General features: G+C 35.7%; 26 protein-coding genes and 1 pseudogene. 8 read left to right on the forward strand and 19 right to left on the reverse strand.

From position 1 onward, the window contains the following. Positions 1-212: 212 nt before the first annotated feature. Positions 213-1,901: an AAA family ATPase gene (locus FJQ98_RS14930; protein WP_053593510.1), complete on the reverse strand. Its 1,689-nt coding sequence runs from the start codon at positions 1,899-1,901 to the stop codon at positions 213-215. Positions 1,902-1,994: 93 nt separating this feature from the next. Between FJQ98_RS14930 and FJQ98_RS14935 the strand changes: the two genes are divergently transcribed. Then, positions 1,995-2,423 (forward strand): hypothetical protein, encoded by a 429-nt coding sequence (locus FJQ98_RS14935; RefSeq protein WP_053593511.1) that lies wholly within the window; start codon positions 1,995-1,997, stop codon positions 2,421-2,423. Between the two features lie 126 nt (positions 2,424-2,549). On the opposite strand, the gene FJQ98_RS14940 is transcribed toward FJQ98_RS14935, so the two are convergent. From FJQ98_RS14940 to FJQ98_RS14965, 8 genes are all read right to left on the reverse strand, one after another. Further along, a complete protein-coding gene (locus tag FJQ98_RS14940; RefSeq protein WP_053593512.1) occupies positions 2,550-3,548 on the reverse strand; it encodes a helix-turn-helix transcriptional regulator in 999 nt (332 codons plus the stop codon). Between the two features lie 379 nt (positions 3,549-3,927). Then, positions 3,928-4,248 (reverse strand): PH domain-containing protein, encoded by a 321-nt coding sequence (locus FJQ98_RS14945; RefSeq protein WP_053593513.1) that lies wholly within the window; start codon positions 4,246-4,248, stop codon positions 3,928-3,930. Between the two features lie 286 nt (positions 4,249-4,534). Beyond that, the gene (locus tag FJQ98_RS27590) at positions 4,535-4,945 is read right to left on the reverse strand and encodes an IS30 family transposase (protein ID WP_425492655.1); all 411 of its coding nucleotides are present in this window, start codon (positions 4,943-4,945) and stop codon (positions 4,535-4,537) included. After that, positions 4,923-5,249 carry a hypothetical protein gene (locus FJQ98_RS27595; RefSeq protein WP_425492656.1) on the reverse strand — a complete coding sequence of 109 codons (327 nt, stop codon included), beginning with the start codon at positions 5,247-5,249 and terminating at the stop codon, positions 4,923-4,925. Before FJQ98_RS27595 ends, FJQ98_RS27590 begins: the two co-directional genes overlap by 23 nt. A 38-nt stretch (positions 5,250-5,287) precedes the next feature. Continuing rightward, entirely contained in the window at positions 5,288-5,608 is a 321-nt protein-coding gene (locus tag FJQ98_RS27600; RefSeq protein ID WP_425492657.1) for a hypothetical protein, read from the reverse strand. A 315-nt stretch (positions 5,609-5,923) separates the two neighbouring features. Beyond that, positions 5,924-6,241, reverse strand: coding sequence for a YbjQ family protein (locus FJQ98_RS14955; protein WP_053597222.1), 318 nt, complete (start codon positions 6,239-6,241; stop codon positions 5,924-5,926). 12 nt (positions 6,242-6,253) lie between these two features. Further along, positions 6,254-6,733 (reverse strand): nucleoside 2-deoxyribosyltransferase, encoded by a 480-nt coding sequence (locus tag FJQ98_RS14960; protein WP_053597223.1) that lies wholly within the window; start codon positions 6,731-6,733, stop codon positions 6,254-6,256. A 10-nt stretch (positions 6,734-6,743) separates the two neighbouring features. Then, the gene (locus FJQ98_RS14965) at positions 6,744-7,178 is read right to left on the reverse strand and encodes a GNAT family N-acetyltransferase (RefSeq protein WP_053597224.1); all 435 of its coding nucleotides are present in this window, start codon (positions 7,176-7,178) and stop codon (positions 6,744-6,746) included. Between the two features lie 308 nt (positions 7,179-7,486). Here FJQ98_RS14965 and FJQ98_RS14970 point away from each other — a divergent pair, with 308 nt between their 5' ends. Then, positions 7,487-8,647: an immunity 26/phosphotriesterase HocA family protein gene (locus FJQ98_RS14970; RefSeq protein ID WP_053597225.1), complete on the forward strand. Its 1,161-nt coding sequence runs from the start codon at positions 7,487-7,489 to the stop codon at positions 8,645-8,647. Positions 8,648-9,089: 442 nt separating this feature from the next. Here FJQ98_RS14970 and FJQ98_RS14975 read toward each other — a convergent pair whose 3' ends face one another. From FJQ98_RS14975 to FJQ98_RS14990, 4 genes are all read right to left on the reverse strand, one after another. Continuing rightward, positions 9,090-9,614 carry a DUF4259 domain-containing protein gene (locus FJQ98_RS14975; protein WP_075807369.1) on the reverse strand — a complete coding sequence of 175 codons (525 nt, stop codon included), beginning with the start codon at positions 9,612-9,614 and terminating at the stop codon, positions 9,090-9,092. 104 nt (positions 9,615-9,718) lie between these two features. After that, the gene (locus FJQ98_RS14980) at positions 9,719-10,567 is read right to left on the reverse strand and encodes a metallophosphoesterase family protein (RefSeq protein WP_053597226.1); all 849 of its coding nucleotides are present in this window, start codon (positions 10,565-10,567) and stop codon (positions 9,719-9,721) included. A 184-nt stretch (positions 10,568-10,751) separates the two neighbouring features. Next, a complete protein-coding gene (locus FJQ98_RS14985) occupies positions 10,752-11,813 on the reverse strand; it encodes a suppressor of fused domain protein (RefSeq protein WP_053597227.1) in 1,062 nt (353 codons plus the stop codon). Positions 11,814-12,196: 383 nt separating this feature from the next. Further along, positions 12,197-12,781: a hypothetical protein gene (locus FJQ98_RS14990; RefSeq protein ID WP_241774659.1), complete on the reverse strand. Its 585-nt coding sequence runs from the start codon at positions 12,779-12,781 to the stop codon at positions 12,197-12,199. 625 nt (positions 12,782-13,406) lie between these two features. Between FJQ98_RS14990 and FJQ98_RS26845 the strand changes: the two genes are divergently transcribed. From FJQ98_RS26845 to FJQ98_RS15005, 3 genes are all read left to right on the forward strand, one after another. Continuing rightward, positions 13,407-13,583, forward strand: coding sequence for a VOC family protein (locus FJQ98_RS26845; RefSeq protein WP_241774660.1), 177 nt, complete (start codon positions 13,407-13,409; stop codon positions 13,581-13,583). 364 nt (positions 13,584-13,947) lie between these two features. Beyond that, the gene (locus tag FJQ98_RS15000) at positions 13,948-14,400 is read left to right on the forward strand and encodes a YoqH family protein (protein WP_053597228.1); all 453 of its coding nucleotides are present in this window, start codon (positions 13,948-13,950) and stop codon (positions 14,398-14,400) included. A 328-nt stretch (positions 14,401-14,728) separates the two neighbouring features. After that, complete coding sequence (locus FJQ98_RS15005) at positions 14,729-14,881, forward strand: DUF4177 domain-containing protein (RefSeq protein WP_241774661.1); 153 nt, start codon at positions 14,729-14,731, stop codon at positions 14,879-14,881. A 122-nt stretch (positions 14,882-15,003) separates the two neighbouring features. On the opposite strand, the gene FJQ98_RS15010 is transcribed toward FJQ98_RS15005, so the two are convergent. Beyond that, complete coding sequence (locus FJQ98_RS15010; RefSeq protein ID WP_053597229.1) at positions 15,004-15,501, reverse strand: DUF4303 domain-containing protein; 498 nt, start codon at positions 15,499-15,501, stop codon at positions 15,004-15,006. Positions 15,502-15,537: 36 nt separating this feature from the next. After that, entirely contained in the window at positions 15,538-15,987 is a 450-nt protein-coding gene (locus tag FJQ98_RS15015; RefSeq protein ID WP_053597230.1) for a DinB family protein, read from the reverse strand. Positions 15,988-16,152: 165 nt separating this feature from the next. On the opposite strand from FJQ98_RS15015, the gene FJQ98_RS15020 reads away from it, so the two are divergent. Then, positions 16,153-16,530 (forward strand): VOC family protein, encoded by a 378-nt coding sequence (locus FJQ98_RS15020; protein WP_053597231.1) that lies wholly within the window; start codon positions 16,153-16,155, stop codon positions 16,528-16,530. Between the two features lie 325 nt (positions 16,531-16,855). On the opposite strand, the gene FJQ98_RS15025 is transcribed toward FJQ98_RS15020, so the two are convergent. After that, positions 16,856-18,238, reverse strand: a complete 1,383-nt coding sequence (locus FJQ98_RS15025) for an amidase (RefSeq protein ID WP_241774662.1) — start codon at positions 18,236-18,238, stop codon at positions 16,856-16,858. Positions 18,239-18,254: 16 nt separating this feature from the next. Then, positions 18,255-19,568, reverse strand: a complete 1,314-nt coding sequence (locus FJQ98_RS15030; RefSeq protein WP_053597232.1) for an MFS transporter — start codon at positions 19,566-19,568, stop codon at positions 18,255-18,257. Positions 19,569-19,817: 249 nt separating this feature from the next. Between FJQ98_RS15030 and FJQ98_RS15035 the strand changes: the two genes are divergently transcribed. After that, positions 19,818-21,530 carry a sigma 54-interacting transcriptional regulator gene (locus FJQ98_RS15035; RefSeq protein WP_053597353.1) on the forward strand — a complete coding sequence of 571 codons (1,713 nt, stop codon included), beginning with the start codon at positions 19,818-19,820 and terminating at the stop codon, positions 21,528-21,530. 99 nt (positions 21,531-21,629) lie between these two features. Here FJQ98_RS15035 and FJQ98_RS15040 read toward each other — a convergent pair. Together FJQ98_RS15040 and FJQ98_RS15045 are read right to left on the reverse strand one after the other, a co-directional pair. Then, a pseudogene (locus tag FJQ98_RS15040) lies at positions 21,630-22,178 on the reverse strand (IS3 family transposase); the annotation flags it as partial. A gap of 636 nt (positions 22,179-22,814) precedes the next feature. After that, positions 22,815-23,291 (reverse strand): ankyrin repeat domain-containing protein, encoded by a 477-nt coding sequence (locus FJQ98_RS15045; protein WP_053597233.1) that lies wholly within the window; start codon positions 23,289-23,291, stop codon positions 22,815-22,817. A gap of 537 nt (positions 23,292-23,828) precedes the next feature. Between FJQ98_RS15045 and FJQ98_RS15050 the strand changes: the two genes are divergently transcribed. Beyond that, a complete protein-coding gene (locus FJQ98_RS15050; RefSeq protein WP_053597234.1) occupies positions 23,829-24,305 on the forward strand; it encodes a GNAT family N-acetyltransferase in 477 nt (158 codons plus the stop codon). Positions 24,306-24,517: the final 212 nt, after the last annotated feature.

Here is a 24,517-nt window from a genome sequence, read left to right on the forward strand (position 1 = left end):
CTGTTTGGTAATTTAATTGGCGGCCCCCGCCATATATACTATTTTGATTTCGGATTGTCAACTCCTCCTGCGATGAGGAACCGTTGATTTTCGCGGAGAGCGCCAACTCGGTGTGAAGATCAACCTTTTTCTATTGCTACAAATTAATTTATTCTTTTATTAACAAGCTGAGACCAAATTCTCGAAGATTACTTTGGCCATTAACACAATAACTAAAATGTATTATCAAATAGATTTTCCGCAATGCCCAGTAAAATATCTTCCTCTGTAAATTCCATTAATTCTTCTTTCGTAATATTTTTCTGTTGAATTAGACGATTTGATTGAATGGTCACAAGCTTTTCAAATAAGTTTCGTATATAACGACCGTTTGAGAAGTTTGGAATCGATTCGACGGGAATTTGATGTAATTGGGCCTTCATATGATGTGCGAATGCCTCACCATACTGATAATCATTATTTTTACATAGCATGGCAAAAATATTATAAAGCTCATCCGTGCTAAAATTATCAAACTTCACAAAATGATTGAAGCGTGATTTAAAACCTGGATTAGCAAGCAAAAATTCTTCCATAAGCTCTGTATAACCAGCAACGATGATCACTAAATCATCACGTAAATCCTCCATCGCCTTTAATAGACTATCAATCGCTTCTTTACCAAATGCATCCTGCTTATCATTGATTAGTGAATAGGCTTCATCAATAAAAAGCACGCCGCCCTTCGCTTTATTCACAACTTCCTGTACTTTCAAAGCCGTCTGGCCAACATATCCCGCTACTAAGCCCGCACGATCTGTTTCCACAAAATGTCCACTTGAGAGTACGCCAAGATGCTTATATATTTGGCCTATTATTCGTGCCACTGTTGTTTTTCCAGTGCCTGGATTCCCAGAGAACACAAGATGATATGTTATTGGGAAGCTTGTTAAGCCATGGTCGACACGCAAGCTTTGGATTTTAATGAAGTTGATAAGATTATGTAATTCCTTCTTGGCATTTGGAAGACCGACAAGTCCATCTAGCTGCTTCTGTAATTTTTCAATCTCTCGCTCTATTTCTGGTGTTATTCGTAAACGTTCACCGTTGATGAATTCACCACTATAAATGATCTTCCCTTCTTCATTAAAATAATCTCCTCGACCATGCTTTTCTCCATTTACAAGTTCCCCGATAAAAGAAGCCTGTCCATTAGCATAATAAAGCGTACCGTGTCCTGTCATAGCATCCTCTTTAAATTGCCCCTCCGCTTCGAGAATACCTTGTCTGGAATAGATTTTTCCTTTTCCATGCTTCATATCCTCAAAGAAATAGCCTTCATACTGCAGTGTTATTACACCATTTGTAAGCTCCTCAGCACTTGGCGACTCTGGTGCATAGTAAAGCTTTCCTGCTCCTTGCATATGGTGCCATATAAAATCACCTTCATATTGTAAAAAACCACTTGGATAGTATTGTTTTCCCTTGCCTTTCTTCATACCATGGACAAAATCACCCTCATATTGCGGCTGATTTAAATGTGGATACTGTGTACGAAGCTCTTTAAATGGGGCGATACTATCTTCCTCAAAATACAAAATTCCGTAACCATCCATTAAGTCATTGCGAAAATGTCCCTCATAATAGACCTTACCATCTTTATATAAAAGACCATTACCTTGTTTTTTATTTTGAATAAATTCGCCCTGATAAATCCTTTGTCCTTTTAAATACATGATGCCATTACCTTGCTTCATATGATTAACGAATTCACCCTCGAATAACAGTTCACCTTCCTGATCAAATAGCGTACCCTTCCCATCATAGATGTCATGTCCAAAGTCGTTTTTCTTCACACCGCCACGATACATTAATGTACCGTCTGGATAAAATATCTCTTTTTCTTCATGATTATGTGTCATTTTATTGCCATCCTTTATCAATTCAGTATATGCTCAATTATAGCGTGGAAAAGAATACATATGTGCGAATTTTTTGAATTTAAGGAGTTTAACATGAAAAAAAGATATAAAATATTAATCGGCATCCTATTACCTCTTATCATTTTATATGTTTCAACACTACTACTAACTCGTGATTCATCTTTTAATAAGGAGGTAATTGAACAACTTGATATTGAGCAAATTAAGGAAATTGAAATGATCCGGGCCTCCGATGACAAAACAATCACTTTTACAGATACAGCTAAAATCAATTTACTTATGCAACAATTTAAAGATCAGCCACTTCGAAAAGCATATTTTCCCAATTCGAAATATGACGAAGCTTATTGGTTAACGTTACGTATTAATGATAAACGTGAAGTTGGTATACGATTAGATGACTCAAAACATTTATTTGTTTATTTATATGAGGAAAACTATATGAAAGATTACAAGCTTTTAGATGATTTTAATATGGCCTTTATCGAGGAATTTTTTTGAGAAATAGATAAGCATACAAAAACTAATACATTCTTAATAGTAAAAATCCGCTTCGATTCTCTGCCCAGCATGGCACAAATCTACGCGGATTTTTACCTTATTTCATAGAATAACTTTTAGCATACTTTATTTATTGACCGTTTCAACTTTTATATAGCTATAATTTTGCTGCATCGATTGAATCGTTTCAATGATCTCTTCTCTAAGCTCAATTGGCTCTAGCACCTCAATGTTCGCCCCTTGGCTCAGCAGCCACATTTTAATACCATGTCCAAAAACTTCTGCTTCAAATAAATGTTGCCTATCTTTTTGGGATAATATTTTTGCTGTTGGTAAGCGATCTAATACAGCCTGCGGGGATGTTCCTTTAAATATAAATTTCATACGCATCAGCTCGCCAGCATGCATAAACTGAATGCGCTTACGAAACTCTCCTTCTTGAAAACGCTCGGCATAGGGTATTTGAAATTTCTTATCGAGCTCATGAAAATGTTGTATACGATCGACTCTACAGACAATGGGCAAATCCTTTTCATGCTTATTATCATAAGCAATTAAATAAAAGTAGTATTCTGAGAAAATGACGGCGAGTGGTTTTAAAATCTTTTCTGTAGAAATCGTTTCACCTTCACGTAAATAATCAATTTTAATGATTTTCTTTTTTTGAATCGCCTCTGAAAGAACCCAAATTAAATGCAATAGAGACTTTTTATGATTTAAATCTACGTATAAATGCTTTTCGTTTAAAATAATATTATGAATAAATTCCTGCTTATCGGGAGCAACAATAGAAATAAGCTTATCTATAATATCGCTCATTTCAGATTTTAGCAGTGCTCTTGATTCGATGAGAATTTTAACAATCGCTAAAACTTGCTCCTTCGATAAAATACTTTCTTCTTTATTTGTCAGCCTGTACACCTTTTCTGTCCGAACATATTCTAAATGGTAACCTAATTTAGCTTTTTCCAAATACGCTCGAATTTCATTCAAATCCCGTTGTATGGTTTTTTCACCAACATTATGTGTAAATGCTTCTTGCTTTTTGTTAATTCCTTGACCATCCATCAATCTGTCAAACATCGAAATGACACGATAGCCTTTATTTTGTTGTGAATCTACCATATATCCCACTCTTTCTTCATCGTTACTTCCCCATTATACAAAATGAGTTGGACACTATTAGTCCTTTTAACTATAAAATTCCTAAATTATTGGTATAATTGGTACTGGTTCATCACCAAAAGTTGTGAACTGTGGCTGATGTTGCTTTGTAAAAAAGTTGGTTTATATAGGAGCTTCGAACGTTGATTTAATGACAGAAGAAAAGCCCTCATTTTGAAAATCTACATGAGAGCTTTTTAGTAACCTTATGTATTATTTTGTAATAAATTCGGAAGTCGAATGTTCAACAATTGTAACCTTTAACAGAACAGACTCCTCATAGTTATGCTAATTTGCTGAAGTAATCATTTTTCAGTGATTCTCAAATCTAGTTTTCACCTTATTTTATACGTCTTTCAAGTTCTCGAATGAATCCTTCTTGGTCAACTGGTGAAATTTTCACTTCTCCTAGCATAACTTTATCAGATAGAATCGCAATTCCCTTGGAAGATGACAATAAATTAAAACCTGTAAGTATATCCATCAAACCATTTAATTCTCTATAAGAACTAATATCTATATATTTAATCCGGGTAAATAAACAACCTGCTCGCAAATATAAATGTTCTTCCTCGAATCGATAGACAATATCAATCGCTATCCAAAAAAGAAAAATAATTAAAACTAAAAATATACTGGATATTATATAAAAATCCATCATTGTGAAATTCTTTCTATCTAACAAGAGTGGTAAAGATAATACTATGAAAAAAACAGAATCCTAAATTGCAATTACAAGTTGAACACTTTTTTTAAAAAACACCCCAGAGGTTCCTTTGTCTTCTGTTTGTCGGTCGGCGTAGTCCGTTCAACCTGTGTTGGCTAGATCTGCAAGGCGGTTTCCCTTGTGGATCTAGCCAGTACAGGTTAGGATCTGTAGCTGACTGATGAACAGGAGACTTTTCTGTTTGGAGGGAGGCTCAGGGGTGCGGGGTGTCCCCGCGGTCTTAAGAGACGAGTTTCTGAAGTTCCTCTTCAAACAGTTCATTTGGTGTCTTGTAGGCAAAGATTTTTCTTGGTAGGTTGTTCATTGCCCTCTCAATCATACGAATTTGCGTCCGGCTATAATCCTCAATCGCATGTCCTTTAGGGATGAAACGACGGATGATTCCGTTGTGGTTTTCATTTGTTCCACGTTCCCACGAAGAGTATGGATGAGTGAAATAGATATTTATCCTATCACCAAACATTTCTGACAACCTAGCGAATTCAGAACCATTATCTGCGGTGATTGATTTAAAGACCGCAGATGTGTATTCACCGAATTCTTCGAGGACTGAAGAGAGTGCGTAGTTAACTGAGTCGGCATCTTTCCCGTCCATCTTTACGATGAATTCACGACGCGTTTTTGCGTTCAATCAAAGTTAATAGTACATCATCTTCTTTATCCTTGCGCCCTACGACGGAGTCAATTTCAAAATGACCGAATTCTTCACGAGATTCAACGCTATCAGGACGTTCTTCAATACTTTTACCGAGAACTGTCTTATTTGGGCGTTGCGTTTTCTTAACCTTTTTGGTATTTCGACGTACCTTTAAGAGAAGGTCACTGTTTCGAGTTTTCAGAAGACCCAGCTCGATATAATGATAAAGGGTCTTTGTTGAGATCATTTCATCCGGAGAAAAACAACCCTTTGAGCTTCGCAAGACCAACAATCGCATCTGGAGATAGGGTCCTTGTGCGATCAAGTAATAGTTCGTCAACAAATGCCAAGAATGCCTTCACACGCCCAAACTTCAACGGTTTTACGAGAACGAGCCACATTTCGATCTGTTACAGCTTGACCTGTTTCAGCAAGATATTGCGTTGTGTAGATATGTTTTCCATTGATTTTTTTTACTTGAGTGGTCGTGCCACGAGCAAGTTCATTGTAGATTGTCCCGCGCGAAACCTTGAGTTTTCGCGCAAGTTCGCTCTTATTTGTAATTCCGGCATTCAAATAGCCTTGAAGTTCTCCACGTTGAAACTGTGTAAGGCGTGGTTTCTTATTCGTTATTTTTATGTTATTCTGTTCTAGCATCGTATTCGAAATCCCTTCTTATTGATTGGTGTAGGAACCTCAATAATACACGATTTCGCGTACGATGTTTTTATTTTTCTAAAGTGTTCAACTTGATTCTACTATTCGCCAAAAAAACAGAATTATACAAGTTAAAATAATTTTAAAAGGATTATCCATCTTTGATTTAAAGACCATCTCTACCACCATCACTTATAATTATAACCTTAATAGGTCACTTTAATATTTTTCTTTTTGGCAAATCTTGCTTCAATCAAAATCTTACCAACTATATGTGAAGGACTCCAATTTCGTTGATTGAAGCCCCTTACTAGATTATTCCTTTACTCTTACCGCTGTTCCGTATGCTAATACCTCTGATGTGCCATCCATGACAGAGGATGTAGAAAACCTTATCGCAACAATTGCATTTGCTCCTAGTTGTCTTGCTTCTTCTTCCATAGCTTGCGTAGCAATTTCTCGAGATCGAACGAGCATTTCTGCATATTCCTTCATCTCTCCTCCGACAATATTGCGAAGTCCCGCCATCATATCGCGACCAATATTTCTTGATTGTACCGAATTACCTTTTACCAAACCTATAGTTTCCACAATTTCTTTTCCAGCCAAAATATCTGTTGTTGATAATAGCATCCAAAGCTCCTCCTATTTTTTATATTTTTGAACGGCTTGGACAGCTTCAGCAATAGAAGTTGTAATCATGCCAGTGCGCTTAATCAAGCCAATAACAAATAAATTGCGATAAACAAACTGATTTTCAATTCCGTCCCGTACAAGTGCCTCTATTTTCATCATATTGTCCCGGCCTTGTTGACGAACATCTGTAAATACGCCTACGATTGGTCGATTCAGCATCGCAAATGCACCAATCTCTGCTGCCACACCCGAGTCAATCTCAACACCATCTAAAACGGCTACTAATACATCACTATTTTGTAGCATCTCTAAATCCGCTTGCGCAATTGCTAAACTATCTGCATATGCCGTTTTATCATTTATCGCATCATTCTCCTGTGGCACATATAATTCAATACCTGGTACTGCCTCTCGAATTGCCGCAGCGAGTTGCTCGTTGACTAAACGATCTCCTAAAGAAAATAATCCATTTGCTAAGTATGCCTTCATAATAAAACTCCTAATCCAATAATTTTTCAAATACGATTTTATGTCGATCTTTTGTATCGACAAATGTTGATACAATATCAAATCCGTGTTTAAGATTTGTTATGAGCATTGCTTTTCGCTCATTTCTACCATATGTACGAACTTTTTTAAAGCCTAGTGTCTGAAGATGCTCATGCTGCTTCCTCATTAACTGACTGGCAATTTCTTGACCACGTTTCTTTTCATGCACACCACCTAGCCAGCTATAAAAAACACCATCAGGATGTCTGAAGCCTAGTTTAAAGCCTATTATATCTTCCTTCTCAACTGCTAATAAACAAATCAACCCTTCTTTACTTTCAAGTTTTTCTAGTAGTAAATTTGCTCCATCAAATACATGTGCATGAATTTCCTGTAATTGATTCAACCAATCATATGGTACGCCTTCAACTGTAACAATATGCATTTTTATCACCCCAATCGTGTATAGTCATTAATTATAGCAGAAAAGGTTTAACAATAAGGCTTGAACATTGCATATTCATTTGTGTTGGAGGTTTTCTGCAAAAAAGTTTTAATTAGAAGTTGAACTCATTCTGATGCGGAGGGGTGATGCTTAGATTATTTTTTCTCCCTTCTTCCCCCATGATCATTCTAAGTAATCGAAATTAACTATTTTATGGATATTTTCAAATATACTGTTTTCGTTGCAAGGCACATTAAGTATACTTGACATAATCCATTGATCTTTATCGCATAATAGGAGGTAATCTCATGACACCCATAAACAGTTGGTTGACAAATACGCTTCGTCCTTATTTCGGACTTCATTCGGTAGAAGAGCATTGGGATACGATTGAAATCAAAAATGGTTATTTCATCTGCATGGATGGTGATATCATTCGAAAACGTATCTCAGTTAGTGAGCAGGCCTATCAAGAAACGGATGTAGAGATCCCGACACGAAATCGTGAAGTAATTCTTCCTCAAACTGCCCGTGGTAAAGAGAAGAAAATGAATTATACCCATATTTCCAGCATTAAAGCGAACGGGGTTATTTTTTCTGCTGGCATGCGTACTGAGGATCTGCCATCCAGCTACATCATCGCTCGCAATACGAAAACCTTTTTCGAACTGCCACTGACCAACACGAAGAATTTAACGAGCAAAGAGGAAATCGTCGAATGGTTACATCGATATCCGTCAAAGTTGCCTACAGATTATAATCTGAAGCTGAACAAGCTAACAAGCAAAAAAAGCTTGCGCTATAAAGCTGTTCCAGGAGATATTTTCCGAGTAGAAATTGATTTATTTACAGACGGCTACGTACTCGTCATCGGAGATTTACGTCAAATGCAAAAAGATGGCCTGTTTGCCGAAGATAGTCTATGGAATAATGTAATGACGATGCCTCTTTTTATTCGACCTTATCTGTTCAAAACAACAAAACGCTTACCAAGTATGGAGGATATTACATCAACCCCATTATCTGAACAAACCTTGATTGTCATGGACGATCATTTTATGCGGGGTGGCTATGAAAAAGTTGGACACAAAACGCTAACCGAAACAGATATTCTCTTACCACTTGGTTACGGTATAAGCATCGATTATGGAAAAGAAGAACGCTACCGCCTTTCCTGGGGGACAGGAACAATTAGCAAGTCAGAACAAGAAACTTCTTTTAAGACAATAAGCCGTTTTTCTAATTATGGCGTACACGCAGGGATCGCTATCGAGTCGTTTGATACTGACAGAGGACAAGCTTTTTCACTGAATAATCCGCTATCTGCAAAGGAACGTAAGCAGGCACTCGCGGAATTTGGCTTTCCAGAGGATATTACATACGATGAATTTAACCGTCAAACAGGTGGACTGACCCGCTCGGAGTATTTGGATTACTTATCGAACAAATATCCCCGTTCCCGTAAATAAAGAAATTGATTTACACATGTCGTATGGTTTGAGATATCAGGACAGTTATCTCAAACTAGGTAGCTTTTGATTTGCTGCTCAAACACAGTATCATAGTAAAATTTACGCGGATAGCATTCTTCCTGTAACACCTTACAGAGTGCAGTTTGCCCCTCCTCGTAGCGAACGGCATATTCACATACATCGTAAAATTGTGTGATAATTGCTTTACTGATTGATCAGCTTGCATTGAGCTTACCCTCCATCCGAATCGAATCATATCGAGTTGGTCCAATGGAAAAAGAAAAATGAACAACATCACCTTATTGCATTAGGAGAATGGGGGTTTCATTATAACATCGTGTATGGGGACAATAAAATTATCTCTGATGACGAGAAAAAAATCTATTGCGTAGCTCTGTTCTTTTGTAGAGCTTTTCCTCTCTTGATAATATTTAAATTTTCAAGAGAGGAAATTAGCTTTATACATAAAAATGCTGGGGACCCTATACCAATGACATTTTAGAGAATGGTTTATTTCCTTTTCAACTCTATTGAATAGCCATTCTAAGTTAGATTTCCATTCAATCCAGCATTCTGATTCACGCCATAATTCAACGATTTCCCTAATACCATCAGCATCTGGAACTTCATCTCTAATATCAGCTAAATATTTTAAAATAAACTTCAATGATTCTTCATCTGCATTTATTGAGTGTATTTTTTCAAATTCGTCTTCAGCGTCATATAACTTCCCTGTATCAAGATACATTACATAGAGCTCCGCAAGCGCCATTGCACTTATATCGAAAACGAAATCAATCTCATCGAAGCTTTTTCCAAAAAACCCCTCGCGTTTCATCGTATTAATAACCTCAGACAGCTCTATATGATTTGATTCTAAATTATTTTGGATATAGTCCTCTAAAAAATCGACTACATCCAAACCTTCATCACTTTCTAATGGTTTATATCCCCATGCTCCCATAGTAAGACTCCTTTCATATTTAAAATATAATATTTCTTTGCTTCCCTAAAAACTATGAGAGAAGCTAGAATCATCTACATTATGGAGTTGCTTATAAATTATTTCTAATCTAGTGTCGCAGCTCTGAAAATAAAAGCGCGACCATCCGAATTTAAAATCTGCAGTCCTTCACTTGTTCCAGCTAATGCTGTGTCCCAATGAACATGACCACAGCAGACCAAAAGCTCAGCAGCATTTTGTAGTTCATTCCAAATATGCGAATTACCAGGAAGACCTTGAGAGCTAATTTCCGGACTTTCATGAAGTAGTAGGATATCGGGAGCTTGTTTTAAAATGTCTCTGAGCTTTGCCAAATAATCAGCTTCTCCCATCCGATTCGGTTTATCCGTCCTACCGATGATTCCTCCGAGTCCTGCTATTGCAAGATTTGCATGCATGATCGTACCCCCATCCGAGAAGAACTGGATACCTGAGGTAGAACCTAATTCGGCTTGTTCCTCATTCGTCAATAGGTCGTGATTTCCTGCGATGCCTGTGACAAATCCAAAATGACTCTGAAAAGCTCTCCATACCGGTAAAGGATTTCCGCTAGCACCTCTTTTACTTAAATCAGTATATAAGTCTCCACATAAGCACACCATCACCTTTGCTGGGTCCAAATCTGACAAATGGATTTGAAACAATAGGGAAAGCACTTCCGCAAGTTCCTCACCTAGTAACTTCCGTGTTTTTTCCATTTTTTCCTGTTTATTACCTGCGATGCCTTGTAAATCAGAAGCAATAATTAGCGCATCCAGCTCCTCTGGCAGTCCAAGCATCTCTCCCCAATAAATAGGAAGCCATTCATAAGAAATCCCTGCTCCCTTTGATGCAGCGGTAATGTATGGTATTTTCTCTAAAGGCTCCTTAGCAATATCAACGATTTTCAATGCTCTTTTTGTATGTTTCTTCATTTAAATACATCACCCTTAAAATTCCCCTTTTCTTGCTCTTCCGAATCTAAAGTTAGTCAGATTGCCCCTTTTGTATTTGCCCTGGTTCATAAAGTTCATTTCGTATCGATGAAAAAATCTCCCGCCTATACACAAACGAATTGCAACAATAGTACTGTTCGTTCTAGCGGGAGACTATATCCGATCATCCGATTGTTTCCACAACGTTTCCTTCCTGATCTTTAAGGTAGGTTTTTACAATTTGGAAGGAAAGCCCTGGGATAGAAGCTAACTCAAATTCGCTTTCCTGAGGCTTCAAGCTTTGACTAAGTTCAATGAGGGCCTTTTCATTCAAAGTAATGGTAACATCCTGTTCCTCCACACTGTACTCGGATTTTTCCCCTGGCTCAAATACAACTCGGATTTCTCGACCAACGAGGATAAGGCTTTTCCCTTTTAAAATTCGTCCGCGTAGTAGTTTGTCGATAATTCCTGCTTGCTTTGCCCCTAGCATAACTTTATCAAGATGTTTGCTGAACCATCCTTTTTTCCCCTGTTCCCAAGCTAGCTGATCCACGAATAAATAGCCGGTATTGGAGCCTTCCTCCTCCATTCCTCTTTCTACCGCCTCAGCAATAGATGGGATCTGTAAAAGCGATGTCCGAGATAAATCAGTTACATAGCTCGGGATAAACTCTACACCTGCATTTAGTACGCCTAAAGTATTCCAAATTTGCATCGCCTCAAGCTCATCGCCTGTAATCCCCACCATTTGAATAAATTCCAATTGACCATTTGGTGTATCAATAGCAGGTAATTCGGGATCCAACGTAAAAGCAAGCGCCGTCAAAAGTGTGTCAGCATCTAGGCAAATAGGGCCGTTTGCATCCAAATAATCACCCGATTTAAAAACATTGCCACTGTTAAAAACGTATCTTCCCATGTTTTGTAGCAAATTCAACGCCCAGGCTGGTGGCTCCTCCTCATCCTCATTACGTGCAAGACGAAATGTTAACTCAAACCCAAATCCGCTGTAGTCAGCATCCTCTGATTCTTTTTCATATAACTCAGAAAATCCATATGTAACAAAATGCCAGTGTGGAACTGGTGACTCACTTTTATAGGCGCTAATTCCTTGAAGTGGATCTTCGCCTCCTAATGAATATGGAAGAATAGTGCCATAATGCTTCGGCTCCTGTTCCCCGTAAATTTTTAATAATTCCTGATCAATCGCATCCCAACCAAATGCATTTACTTCTTCGCTCATCCTAACGCCTCCTATGTATTTTTGATTTTCAACTTTAAGGTAATTTATGGACTCGTTTCTTTGGTCTTTCAGGCTGTCAGGCCACATAAACCCGATTTCGCCCTACTACCTGACCAACTCCAGGTTTCTACAACACTATTTTTTCTTGTTATGTATGTTACTCATTATATTTAATTAAAGCTATATTTCCCTGAATACTACAAAGAGAATAATACTCATTTTATTACAGAATAGATTTATTTTCATTTAATCGGTGTTGGACTTCAAGTCAATCAGTTAAACTCAAGCTACCACAGTAGTGACCATAATGTGTTAAGCCTCGGTAGATGTCTAGACACGCCGAGGCGTTATGATAGCGAGGTTAAATGATTTGAGGGTTCTCCTTAACCGTATAACATTGCTGGTGCACGTACACCTTGTAAATAATCTGCAAGCTTCCCAGCATATACTTTTTCTAAATAAGGTAATTGTGCGATACAATGTGGTGTCATTAATGCTGGGTTTTGGTAAACTTCTAAACCTCCAACCTTTAAGAGCATCGCCACAAATTGTGAGCAAAAATAGGCACGCTCTCTTCGAACCTCCTTTTGCATCATAACCCCAAAGAGCCCAATAAAATTGTATTTATAGCGATCGCGATTCCAATACATATATCGTACGATTTTCATCATCTCTAAGTATTGATAATGGGAGATTCTACAACGATAAATTACACAATCAGCTGTTTCAAATAGCCCCCTTTCTGCATCTTCTTGCAAAAATCCACCACTTAAAGGATTGTTTAGTTGCCTGCGTCCAAAGCTATACATTTCAAAGAGTTCCTCATCGAAAGCAATGGATGCATGATTCATCTCTTTTCCAGTATACATGCCTATAGCTTTTGATAATAATGTACCTGTTTTTGTTAATACTATGTAAATGGTGTATGCCATTTCTTCACCTTCTTCAATATTCTTCGCTACTACCAATACGTTTTAAATCTTCAAATAGTTTCGTTAAATGCCTTTTTTTATAAGTATATAAAACAATGTTTAACTTTTTCTTAGCAGAAAATGAAGAATTTCTTAATTTTTATAAATCAATTGATTGTAAGAATCTATTTTTCCGCTACCTTTATTTATATGATTTTATTTGTATTCTTATGTAAAGGAAATTGCGGTATCGAATAAATCCGAACAGGTAAATGCTCTATCGGTACCTATCATTTTTGTTTTAAAACAAACGAAAGTCACTCATTTTTATGTTTCAAATGAGTGACTTTTTCATATTAGCAATTCTTCAACTTGTGTTTTTCACCAATATAGGCAAAACAAAGGTTAATAATAGCGAGAACAGATGCATTAAACTTGCCAATCCTCTATTTAATAAACTCTCTTTTTTCATTGTGCTGTTCCTCCAATAGCATAAAATATTTGATTGTTACCTTTTAAAGTAAGCAACTAAATTCATCATAAAAGGTGACGCTACTGGAGATTCAAGGACAAATGATAATTTTTTTATTAGACACTTATAAGAGAATTAGTGTTCGGATTTTATGTATAGGTGATTAATTTCATTTAAACTGTACAAAAGGAAGCGAAAAGAGAAAGAATAATGGAATTTCGTTTAGAATTATTTGTTGAAGATTTACATAAATCTATTAATTTTTATGAGGAAATTTTAGGTCTTACATTTTATAAGAAGACCGACATGAGTGCGATGATTAAAACGGAGAATTTTGCTTTATTATTAACAACTGATCAAGTTTTTAAAGAAGATCATTATTTTTAAAAAGGAGGTTTGAAACTAAAAGGAAAAGGTGTCGAAGTAATAATAATCTTTGATAATATCGAACAAGTATATCAACGTGTTCTTGATAAAAATTATCCAATAGAATCAAATCTTACAACGCAATCTTGAGGAATGAAAGATTTTCGTACTATCGATCCTGATGGCTAGTATTTGAATTTAACTTCACATATAAAGTAAAGCTTTAATCAGTGGGGGTTTTCCACTGATTATTAGTCTTCACCAATCGGGCTTTTATGGGTAGTTAATCTCCAACCTTTTTTACATGGAACTTTGTTAACATTTACTTTCATCTTCAAGCAAAAAGTGAGACATACTAACCACAGCAATTGAAAAGAGGTGCTATATGAAAAAACATTTTCTAATTTCATGCTTTTTTGCCGCCTTTATTATATCTCCAGTTCAAACAAATGCGATTACAATGCCTTGCAGTTTAATATTGGAGCCAGTTGATAAAAGCATGAAAAATGCAAAAGGTGAAGCACTGATTTATAAAGTGCAGTTGAATCCACCTAGTTTTGCACGGACAAATTTAAGTATCCTCGCTGTACACCTTCCCGAACCTTCATTTTACGGAGATTTTGATGGCTATGAAGGCTTTGCATTTATCCCTAAAGAGATTAGTTGGCGATTTAAACTCTATCCAACTTCAGAAGAATTAAGTCCAACTTGGGCAGGAAGATTTGATCCCATTACAGCTGAAATGAAGAACGTTGAAGTACAAGTACGACTCTCTAATTCCAAAAGTGGGAAGCTCGGACCAAGTGTTTTATCAAATAGTATCAGTAACTGTAAATAGTTTATCCAAATAGCAGCGTCATGCATTAAACCTCTAACTATCTATACGTGCAGGTTAATCCCAATACCATTCCACCAATGCCTCAATATATTTCCATCCTTAATTGTCCGTGCGATTATGCTATTCAGCTTTTTATATTTTAAATCTTTTATCTCAGACAATTCACCATACAAAATAGCTATCAAATCATAATAATAGTAGTGTAAAGCGAATTTAGCTTTGCATCTCCTGATTTGTTGGCTAGGGGTCACTCTGGTCCAGTGACCCTTTTTTAAAATACATTGGCGAAACCTTTCCCAATGTCATCCATACAATAGGTAGAGGTATAGTGAAAATCGAATTCACGAAGTTATCTAGTAAACCAAAATTAAATTATCAAGATGTTATTAAAGAAAAAGCAAAAGACGGCTGGAAATTCATACAATTAGTAGCTCCTGCATTAGCAACATCTGGTATAGGAACACGTCTTATTTCGAGCTGATTTTTGAAAGACCTATTAACTAGAGCCCCTTATATTTATCAAATTTAGGACATGTACTACAAGTTATTATTATATCTCCGGCTAAAAATCGCCACTATCAATAATACGAGATTGTTTACTGTTTAATGCTGCCAATTACGAATAAATGCAGGTAGGGACGGATGGTTCGGATTGCAACGTTTCGCTGACGCAAGCTCCAAATGTTCATCGTCATCATCATCAGTCACCGAAATAAAAGCCAAAATGTTTTCGTCAATAACACCCTCCCGCTTCAATTCATACATCGTATCATTCATCGCTTCATGAACCATCACTTTATGTTCAACAAATTCTTCATCTTCAACATACAATATTTTATCTAATAACTCACGACTCACCTTTGCTAGCATATCTGTATCATCGTAGTGTAAATATTCATCCTTCAAAAATCGATACTCTTCTGGGTCATCCTCATAATTCTTACCAATTTGAAGTAGCGATTTTTCTGTCCCCATAGTTAAATAAAGACTCCCACAATCTCCGTCTGTCACTAAAACAACAGCATATATTTGTTCATCCTTTAAGCCATTATACATTGCAGTATAAGCCTCTTGTACAGCTTGCTTGATTTTCTGTTTCATGTATACTCTCCTATGTAAAATTTTTCTCTACCAGATTTAAAATAAAGGTTTTTGAAATCCATTAAGATGAGCTATAAGTGCAATTTGTCCGATATGATAGGTTTCATGCATATATATATGATTAAATACCCAGTTCAATGTTGGTTCTGAAGGAGGTTTCCATCCATCATTAAAGTTTGGTACCTCAATTAACGTATGTAGCTCTGATATGTTTACTGAGTGTAAAATTTTATCAGTATAATGCCTGATCTGAATATATCCATTCAATATTTCCTTCGGTGAACTTTCTTCGTTTAGGTTTAGAATACATTTATTTTTCATGGCAATTTCATTAATCCAATAATCCTCACTGCTTGCAATGTGAGCAATAATCCATGCAAGTGTCTTTGGATAAACATCGGACTTTAAAAACCAATCATTTTTATCAAGCTTTTTTAAGTAAGGAATTAAAGTTTTTCTAGCGTCATTTCTATATGGGTAAAGCATGAGACAACTCCCCTTCTTTAATCGAATTCCCCTCTATAATTTTATAGCCTCCACATACTCTTTCAAAAAGTTATTCTATATTTTTCCCAATTCAAGTAAAATGGTAATAAAATTACTGCCCGTTAGTGCGAGATAAAATAAGTATTATCTTAAGGAAGGTCGAATATGAAAATAACACATTTAGATCATTTAGTTTTGACTGTAAAAAATATTGATAAAACATGCTCGTTTTATACACAAGCTTTAGGAATGGAAATGGTCACATTTAGGGAGGGCAGAAAAGCCCTTAGTTTTGGACAACAAAAAATTAATTTACATGAGGTTGGAAAAGAATTTGAACCAAAAGCTGCAAAGCCTACGTCTGGTAGTGCTGATTTATGTTTAATAACAGATGTTCCTTTACTGGATGTAATAAATCATTTTAAGAAGTTAGGAATTGCAATTGAAGAAGGTCCTATCCAAAGAACAGGTGCTATCGGTCCAATTACTTCTGTTTATATTCGTGATCCAGATGATAATTTAATTGAAGTTGCAAACTATTAAGCCGTTGTTAAGATTAAACTAGGACTCACTTTGACTTGGCGGAACCCCAATAAGAAAACAATGTTGTAATTTCAGTAATTAGCCTTTGGAATTGGGTTGATGTTTGTCGAAGAGAAAAAGAAAGCTTAATAGATAATATTTTATTGATGTTATTACTGCTGTAAATGATAATGGCAGTTTGTAAAATGTCAATCAGTGAAGGCCTCTACTCACCTCCACTGATATTTTTGTCAAGCGTTTTGTTATTCATCAGCAAATTTACACAATTTTTCTGCTGTGTTTACATGTAAAAGAACGAATAACTAATGGGTTATCTGAAGTCTTTTCACTTTGACGAAAAATTAATACTCAAAGCTTCTTCCAACGCTTCCCCAAACTGATATAAAGTCGCTTCTTCTTCATGTTTAGCGATTAATTGAACGCCAATTGGCAATCCGTTTTTCGCCTTTCCACAGGGAATCGATAAGGATGGATTTCCTGTGTAATTTGTTGGAGATGTTAATCTTAATAAAGCATCTTGAACGGATTCTGTCGTATCCTCTATAACAATTTTTCGTTCTCCTATATTAGGAGCCGTAGTAGGGAGCGTAGGTGCAATTAAAACATCAATCTGACTAAATACGTCATTATATTGAGCAATTAACTTATTTCTTTTTAGCTGCGATAACGCATATTCATAACCTTTAACTCGCTGACTATTGACTAATCTTTGATAGACTTCTTCATCCACTTCATTTTTATGATTAATGATTGTGTCTATGTGTACAGCCGAAGCCTCTGATTTAATGGTGATGGATTGTGCTTCTGCAATTTCTTTCATTACAGGGATATTAACCTCTTTCACGGTTACTTGCAAATCTTTTAATATACTTATACATTTATTCACTGCACTTTTTACTTCTTCATCGACCCGATTAAAATAGAAAGAATTGATCCCTACTGTCCTACCACTCAATTTTTTGCCAATTAATCTTAAATAGTCTTCTTTATCTTTTATTAACGAATACGGATCTTCAGAATCATATCCCGCAATAATATTTAATAATATTGCACTATCTTTGACTGTTTTTGTGATGGGACCAGTGTGATCCAGTGTATAAGCAAGTTGGAAAACGCCTGCTTTACTTACTAAACCAAATGTTGGTTTCATCCCGACAACCCCACATGCGGATGATGGAATACGAATAGAGCCACCTGTATCTGTACCGATAGATGCTGCCACCATATTAGCGGCGACTGCAGCAGCAGACCCACTGCTAGAACCACCAGACATTTTCTCTAGATCATGGGGGTTTCGGCATGGACCGAAATAGGAACGATCCCCTGTTGGACCATAGGCAAACTCATGTGTATTGGTCTTGCCAATGATGACCGCTCCTGCCGCTATTAATTTTTTAATAACTGTCGCATCATAAGTTGGAATAAAGGTCTCATATATTTTTGAACCCATGGTTGTTCTTATTTTTTTCGTATAAACCAAATCTTTGATAGCTACTGGTATTCCATGTAGGGGCCCTCGTATATTCCCTTCTATTAATTCCGCTTCTAATATTTTTGCCTGATTTAATGCTTCATTTTCTGAAACGGTAATAAATGAATTATTTGTAGGATTTTCTTCATAAATCTTTTTTAAAGATTGATTCACCAAATCAACAGGCGAAATCTCTTTCTTTTGAATCCGTTTACCAGTTGTAACTATATCCATCATCAAAATCACCTCCTGCTTAAACGACAGCAATATTTTTAGATTTTCTCTTACCAGGTTTTACAAATAGCATAGCTACCATCCCGATCACAGAAGCAACTGCAGCAGCTGTGAACATGGAAGAATAGCCATAACTGATGACTAAAAATCCAGTCAGGGTAGGAGCAATAATTGTTGCAGTATTTGTAATGAAATGGGTAATACCGCCAAATGTACCCGCTCTATTCGGTTCTGTATCAATGATGACAGACCAGTAGACTGAGTTTGGCAAAGAGTTAAATGCATTTCCGATTGTCATCAATAGCATGACACCAGCGATGGAATTAGCACTAGGAATTAACATAAAGCAACATGCAGTTAATAATAACGAAACTACAGCTAGGCCTGACCTGGCAATTCTTAAATTTCCTGTCTTCATTCTTAAATAATCCGAAAGTTTCCCACCTAATAGAACGGTAAAACATGCACCGATCCATGGAATCATCCCTAAATACCATAAAGATGATAATTGGAATCCGAATTCATCTTGTAAGTATTTTGGTGTCCATGTTAAAAGCAAAAAGTTAATATATTGGAATGCAAAGTATCCAATCGCATTAAAAACTAAAGTTGGATTTTTAAAAAAGTGATACCATCTAATATTGATTTTTTCTTCTGCTTCAACGAGTTGTTCATCTGGAAGTAAATCACTCTTTGAACGAATTTTTTCAAGTTCCTCTTTTGTTACTTTAGGATGTTCCTCAGGTAAGTTGGTGAACATCTTAGTCCAAATAACAACCCATATCAATCCTAAAGCTGCTAAGAAGAGAAACATTATTTTCCAGCTAGTGACTGATAAAAGAAATACTGCAACAGGAGCTGTAAGCATTGCACCGAGAGGCGTTCCTAGCAAACCTAAAGATACCGCAAAGCCTCTTTCTTTTGGTGTCGCCCAGTTTGCTACTGTTTTATTAATAGTTGAGAATGTTGGGCCTTCAAAAAATCCAAATAAAATCCGGATAAATGCAAAACCAAAAAGGGCTGAACCGCCAAATAAAGCGATGCCAATTTCGCCTGCAAAGGCAGTAGCCATAACAAAAATCGACCAACCGATTCCGATGATTATCCAGACAAATTTTGGTCCCTTTTTATCAGCTAATGCACCACCAAACAGTGCTCCAAATAAATATCCATATCCAAAGTAACCTAATACAGCACCCCAAGCGATTGTATTAAAACCAAATTCAGCAATAATTTGCTCAGACGCATATGAAATGGCTCCGCGGTCAATGTAGTTAATGATAACCATCAGAACCATCATGAACAAAATGTTATAACGATAACTATGTTTCATCCGTATAATCCTCCTCAAGTCGACTAGATTTTTTACCGTTCACTTAATCCTCAATAAAAGTCTTTTAATGATTCCTCCTCTCTAATAATTACTACTGCAAGTTTCGTGCCAAAATCCATTCAACTACAATTTTGCCTGGTAGTATTGATAATGTACAAAAATCACTATATGATAATTTTAAAAAACATGCTTTTTTGCACGATTATTATGCAAAAAAGCATGAAAGTTGTGAGGGGAATATAATTGGATATGGAAATGTCTATAGAATCAGCCATCAATTCGTTGCGAACGGGCTATATTATGACAGATAACAGAGGAAATATACAATATATGAATAATAAAGGAGCTGGGCTTCTTCAGGTTGATAAAAATAAAATCATAACAAAATCCATTTTTAGTTTAATTCCGGCCATGAATAAAAATATGCTTTCTGATAAGGCTCATTTTTTTAATGATGTTTATTATTCAGACCGTAAATTCTTCTTCAATTATTCGCCCATTTATTCAGAGAAAAAAAATGAACTGATAGGCGGCTCATTTTTATTTAACGAAGAACACTATTATGAAGTCTTTTTAAAAGAATTAGATGCTTACAAAAATTTAAATAGTGATTTAAAAGCGATATTTGATATATCGTATGATGTTATTTACGTATCGGATGAAAATGGAACCACACTGCGAGTTAGCTCTGCTTGTAAAAAGCTATGGGGGAAAGAGAAAGAGGAATTAATCGGAAAAAACGTATATGAACTTGAAAAGTCCGGAATTTTTAAACCTTCCGTTACAAGACTAGTACTGGAAAGAAAAGAAACCGTCTCTCTTATCCAAGAGACTCAGACAGGAAGACGGTTGATGGTTGTTGGCACTCCTATTAAAGATGAGAACGGGGAAATAACTAGAGTCGTTAACGCTTCTCGAGATATTACAGCTGTAAATCGTCTACAAACAGAATTAAATGAAACCAAACAGTTGATGGAAGGTTACAAAAAAGAACTTGAATATTTACGAAGTAAAACTAGTAAGAATAATGATATTGTATATCAAAGCATTGAAATGGAACGTGTTATTTCGCTTGCCCAAAAAGTAGCAAACGTGGATTCAACAGTATTAATTTTAGGTGAAACTGGTGTTGGTAAAGATGTAATTGCTAATTATATACATCGCTCCAGTGAGCGTACCGATAAACCTTTCATCGCGATAAATTGTGGTGCTATTCCAAAAGATCTGCTTGAATCAGAATTATTCGGGTATGAAAAAGGGGCTTTTACAGGCGCAGCTAAACAAAAACGAGGTTTATTAGAATTAGCGAATAATGGAACTCTATTTCTTGATGAAATTGGTGAGATGCCGCTGACTCTACAAATTAAATTATTACGTTTCCTTCAGGAGCAAAAATTTACTAGAATTGGCGGGATAGAACAAATTAACGTAAATATACGGATTATTACCGCTACAAATCGAGACTTATTTGAAGAAGTAAAAAAAGGCAAATTTCGTGAAGATCTTTATTATCGTTTAAACGTTATTCCAATTAAAATTCCTCCTTTACGAAATCGTAAGGATGATATTTTATCTCTTATTCACCATTTTCTTCATATATTTAACGAAAAATATGCGCGGTCTAAAACATTTTCGATTGGTGTAATCGAATTACTGCAACAATATGATTGGCCTGGTAATATAAGAGAGCTGCAAAACATTATTGAAAGACTAGTCGTTTTAGCTGAAAACGACGTGATAGACAAAGCAGATTTAGATGCGTTTTTAATTCCAGCGGGGCACAGACACTCGGAGAATGTTGTTGTTAATAATATTATTCCTTTAAAAAAATGTATAAAAGCCGCTGAAGAACAGCTGCTCAAATTAGCAAAACAGAGATATAAAACAGCTACTAAAATTGCCGAAGTGCTCGAAGTGAATCAATCAACGATTAGTAGAAAATTAAAAAGCTTAGATAAGTGAGTAAAGTGTGCCCTTTGTAAAGGACATTTTTGAAAAAAACTAGGTAACTTGTTGGAGCTGCTGTCTGTATTTTGCAAGCGGTAGCTTTTTCAAATTCCATTACCCTCGATAGTGATTGTAATAAATCATGTAACGCTTTATTTCCTGTTTCACTTCTTCTAGTGTCTGGCATTCTTTCACGTTCGTCTCATCTTTAAAATGCCCAAAGAAAGATTCTTGTGGGGCGTTATCCCAACAGTTTCCTCGACGCGACATTGATTGCCCTAATCCCATTTTTCTCACAAGTTTTTGGAATTGTGGATTCGTATAATGGAATCCCTGATCTGAATGTATAAAGGCATCTTCTGTTAAATGATGGTGTTTCTTCAATTGATGAAGCGTATTTAAGGCAATGTCGATACTTAATGACGACGACACTTCATACGCTAAAATTTCATTCGTTTCAGCATCTTTAATCGTTGATAAATAAGCGCGTTTACTGCCTCCGTACGTTAAATATGGGATATCCGTTAATAACACTTTTCCTGCGACACCTTGTTTAAAGTTACGTTACAATTTATTTGGACACGTACGATGTTCTTTTGTCACTTTTGCCATACGTCGAGTTGGATTTGCTTTTCGAATTGGGCAAATGATTTTTTTCATGACCATACCTGTCAAAGGCTCTTCTTTTTTATATACTGTAAAAACTTTATTTTTGCCTTCTTCTTTTGCTTCGCTTAATGCATACGCTATTTCCTCAAGCTCAAATTCAGCATCACGTTCTAAATACATTTTTGCTGCAGTAGTCAGTTTCATCTCTCCTTATCAAAATAAGAGCATTCGTTTGACAATATAATAGAACAAATATTCCTATTTTGGCAAGAGAATAATTAAAATATTTTTAGTGTATTTCTAAAATAGTTTGCCTTATGATTAAATCTTCATCAAATATAGCTGTTGTTATTTTTAATTTGCCCTATTGTATGATATAATTCCTTTACTGACTAACCTAAGTAAGTCGATAACCAACCACTATTGAGCTGTAGCGATGCCGTATGCTACAGCTTTTTTGTAATAAAATGTGGACAAATACTATTTATTTGTACGTCTCTTTGCAAATATGGAAATATTCCATCTTTATCCCAACCAATTAATTTCAACTTCAAATCTGTTGAGTTTGGCATAACTTCTATATCCAAGTTACAACCACATTTATGGCACCATATAGGGTCAGCACCTATTATCCTTCAACTTTTAACTCATACATTTCTTTTGGCTTACAAAAATAAGGCTGTAATTTACTTAAACATTTTTTAATAATTCTTTAATGATAAGTGTTTCTTCCCTGCTTTTAGCTATATCTAACGCAATTTTCCCAAAAACATTCTTAATTTCTGGGTTTGCTCCTCTTTTTAGAAGTAATTGAATAATATCGATGCGTTCCTCACCTTCTGAAACTTGTGTAAGTAAAGGAGTATCTCCATCATTTGCAGTGATATCTATAAATGCCCCATGATCTAATAGACATTCAGCTACTTCTGGGTAAAGTACTATATGTAGTGGAGAAATCCCCTCATCATTTCTCGAATTTACATCGACACCTAAGGCAAGTAAATATTTAACAAGGTCTAGATTTTCGGTACTTACAGCAGCATGTAATAAAGTAAAACCATATTCATCTTTACTTAAAGCTAAGCTTGGATTTTCGTTTAAAATATCTTTTACTTCTTCAAACTGGTCTGTCTCTACTAAATCATATAAGTCAAGAAAATCATTCATACATTCTTCTCCTTCATTTCAATTTTTTCGGATCATCACCATAACGTGTGGTTGATTTCCGTTCCGACTGGCGCTTTCTTAGAGTCGCCCAGCCTTCACTCCAATCAACTTATATATATGGCATACGTTTTAACAATTGCCATCCACAACTTTTGGTGATGAGCCATTTTTTCTCTATTATTATAATGTTTTGATTAATATTTTCCTAATCAAAACAATGTCAACTTCCTATCCCTTACATTGATAAAGTTTTTTGTCTCACATCTTCATTTCCATCCATTGAAGCTTTTTCTTAACTCTCATTGGAATGAAAGATATTAAAAATCTTACTACTTTGATTCTAAGCTTTATGACAATGGCTCTCTTATTGCTTCTAGCTGCCATCATTTCTTTCATTTTATTTATTGGTAATTTGTTTAGTTAGTAGTGCTACGTGGAAACACCAAGGGCATCTTCGTTATTATTTACATTTATAAACCAAGCCTCTTGACGAACATTTGTTCCGATATTAAAATAATAAAAAAAGGAGGCTATTTTATGCAAAAAACGAACACCATTGAATTAGTACATTTCTCAGAAGAGTTTGTGGATATTTTGAATGACTTTGAGCTTCCGGAAGAACAAAGTCGATTTACTGCCCTTCCTAAAGAGATTTCTATAGAAATGGTTGGACAATATCCAATCGTTATTTTGAGTGATAATGTGCCTGTTGGATTTTTTGTCCTGCACGCAACTGAAAGAGTTAAAGAGTACTCTAATAATCCAAACGCTATGCTACTTACTGCACTATCTATTGATCATAAACAACAAGGAAATGGGTATGCCAAAAAAGGGATGTTGGTACTGCCTGAATTTATTAAGAAAAAATTTAAAGGTTGTAACGAAGTTGTTTTAGTCGTTAATCATAAAAATATTCCCGCTCAAAATTTGTATTTAAAAGTTGGCTTTGTCGATAATGGGGAAAGAAGAATGGGACGTATTGGCGAGCAAATTATTATGAACCTATACATCTAATAATTGTAGAAATGGATCTTCAAAAATCACTCATCATGACTTTTACATGAGTTAAAGTAATATCATTAATACACCAGTAATGAGGTATTTTTAAGCTGAACTAATTCAAACAATTTAGTTCAGCTTTTATTTGAATAAAAATGAAAATTGACATATTTAAGAAGTATCCGTACTCTACAAGTAGATGTCTATAATTTTTATTCAAACTAACG

It is taken from the genome of Lysinibacillus agricola, from assembly GCF_016638705.1.
GTDB classification, from domain to species: Bacteria; Bacillota; Bacilli; order Bacillales_A; family Planococcaceae; genus Lysinibacillus; species Lysinibacillus agricola.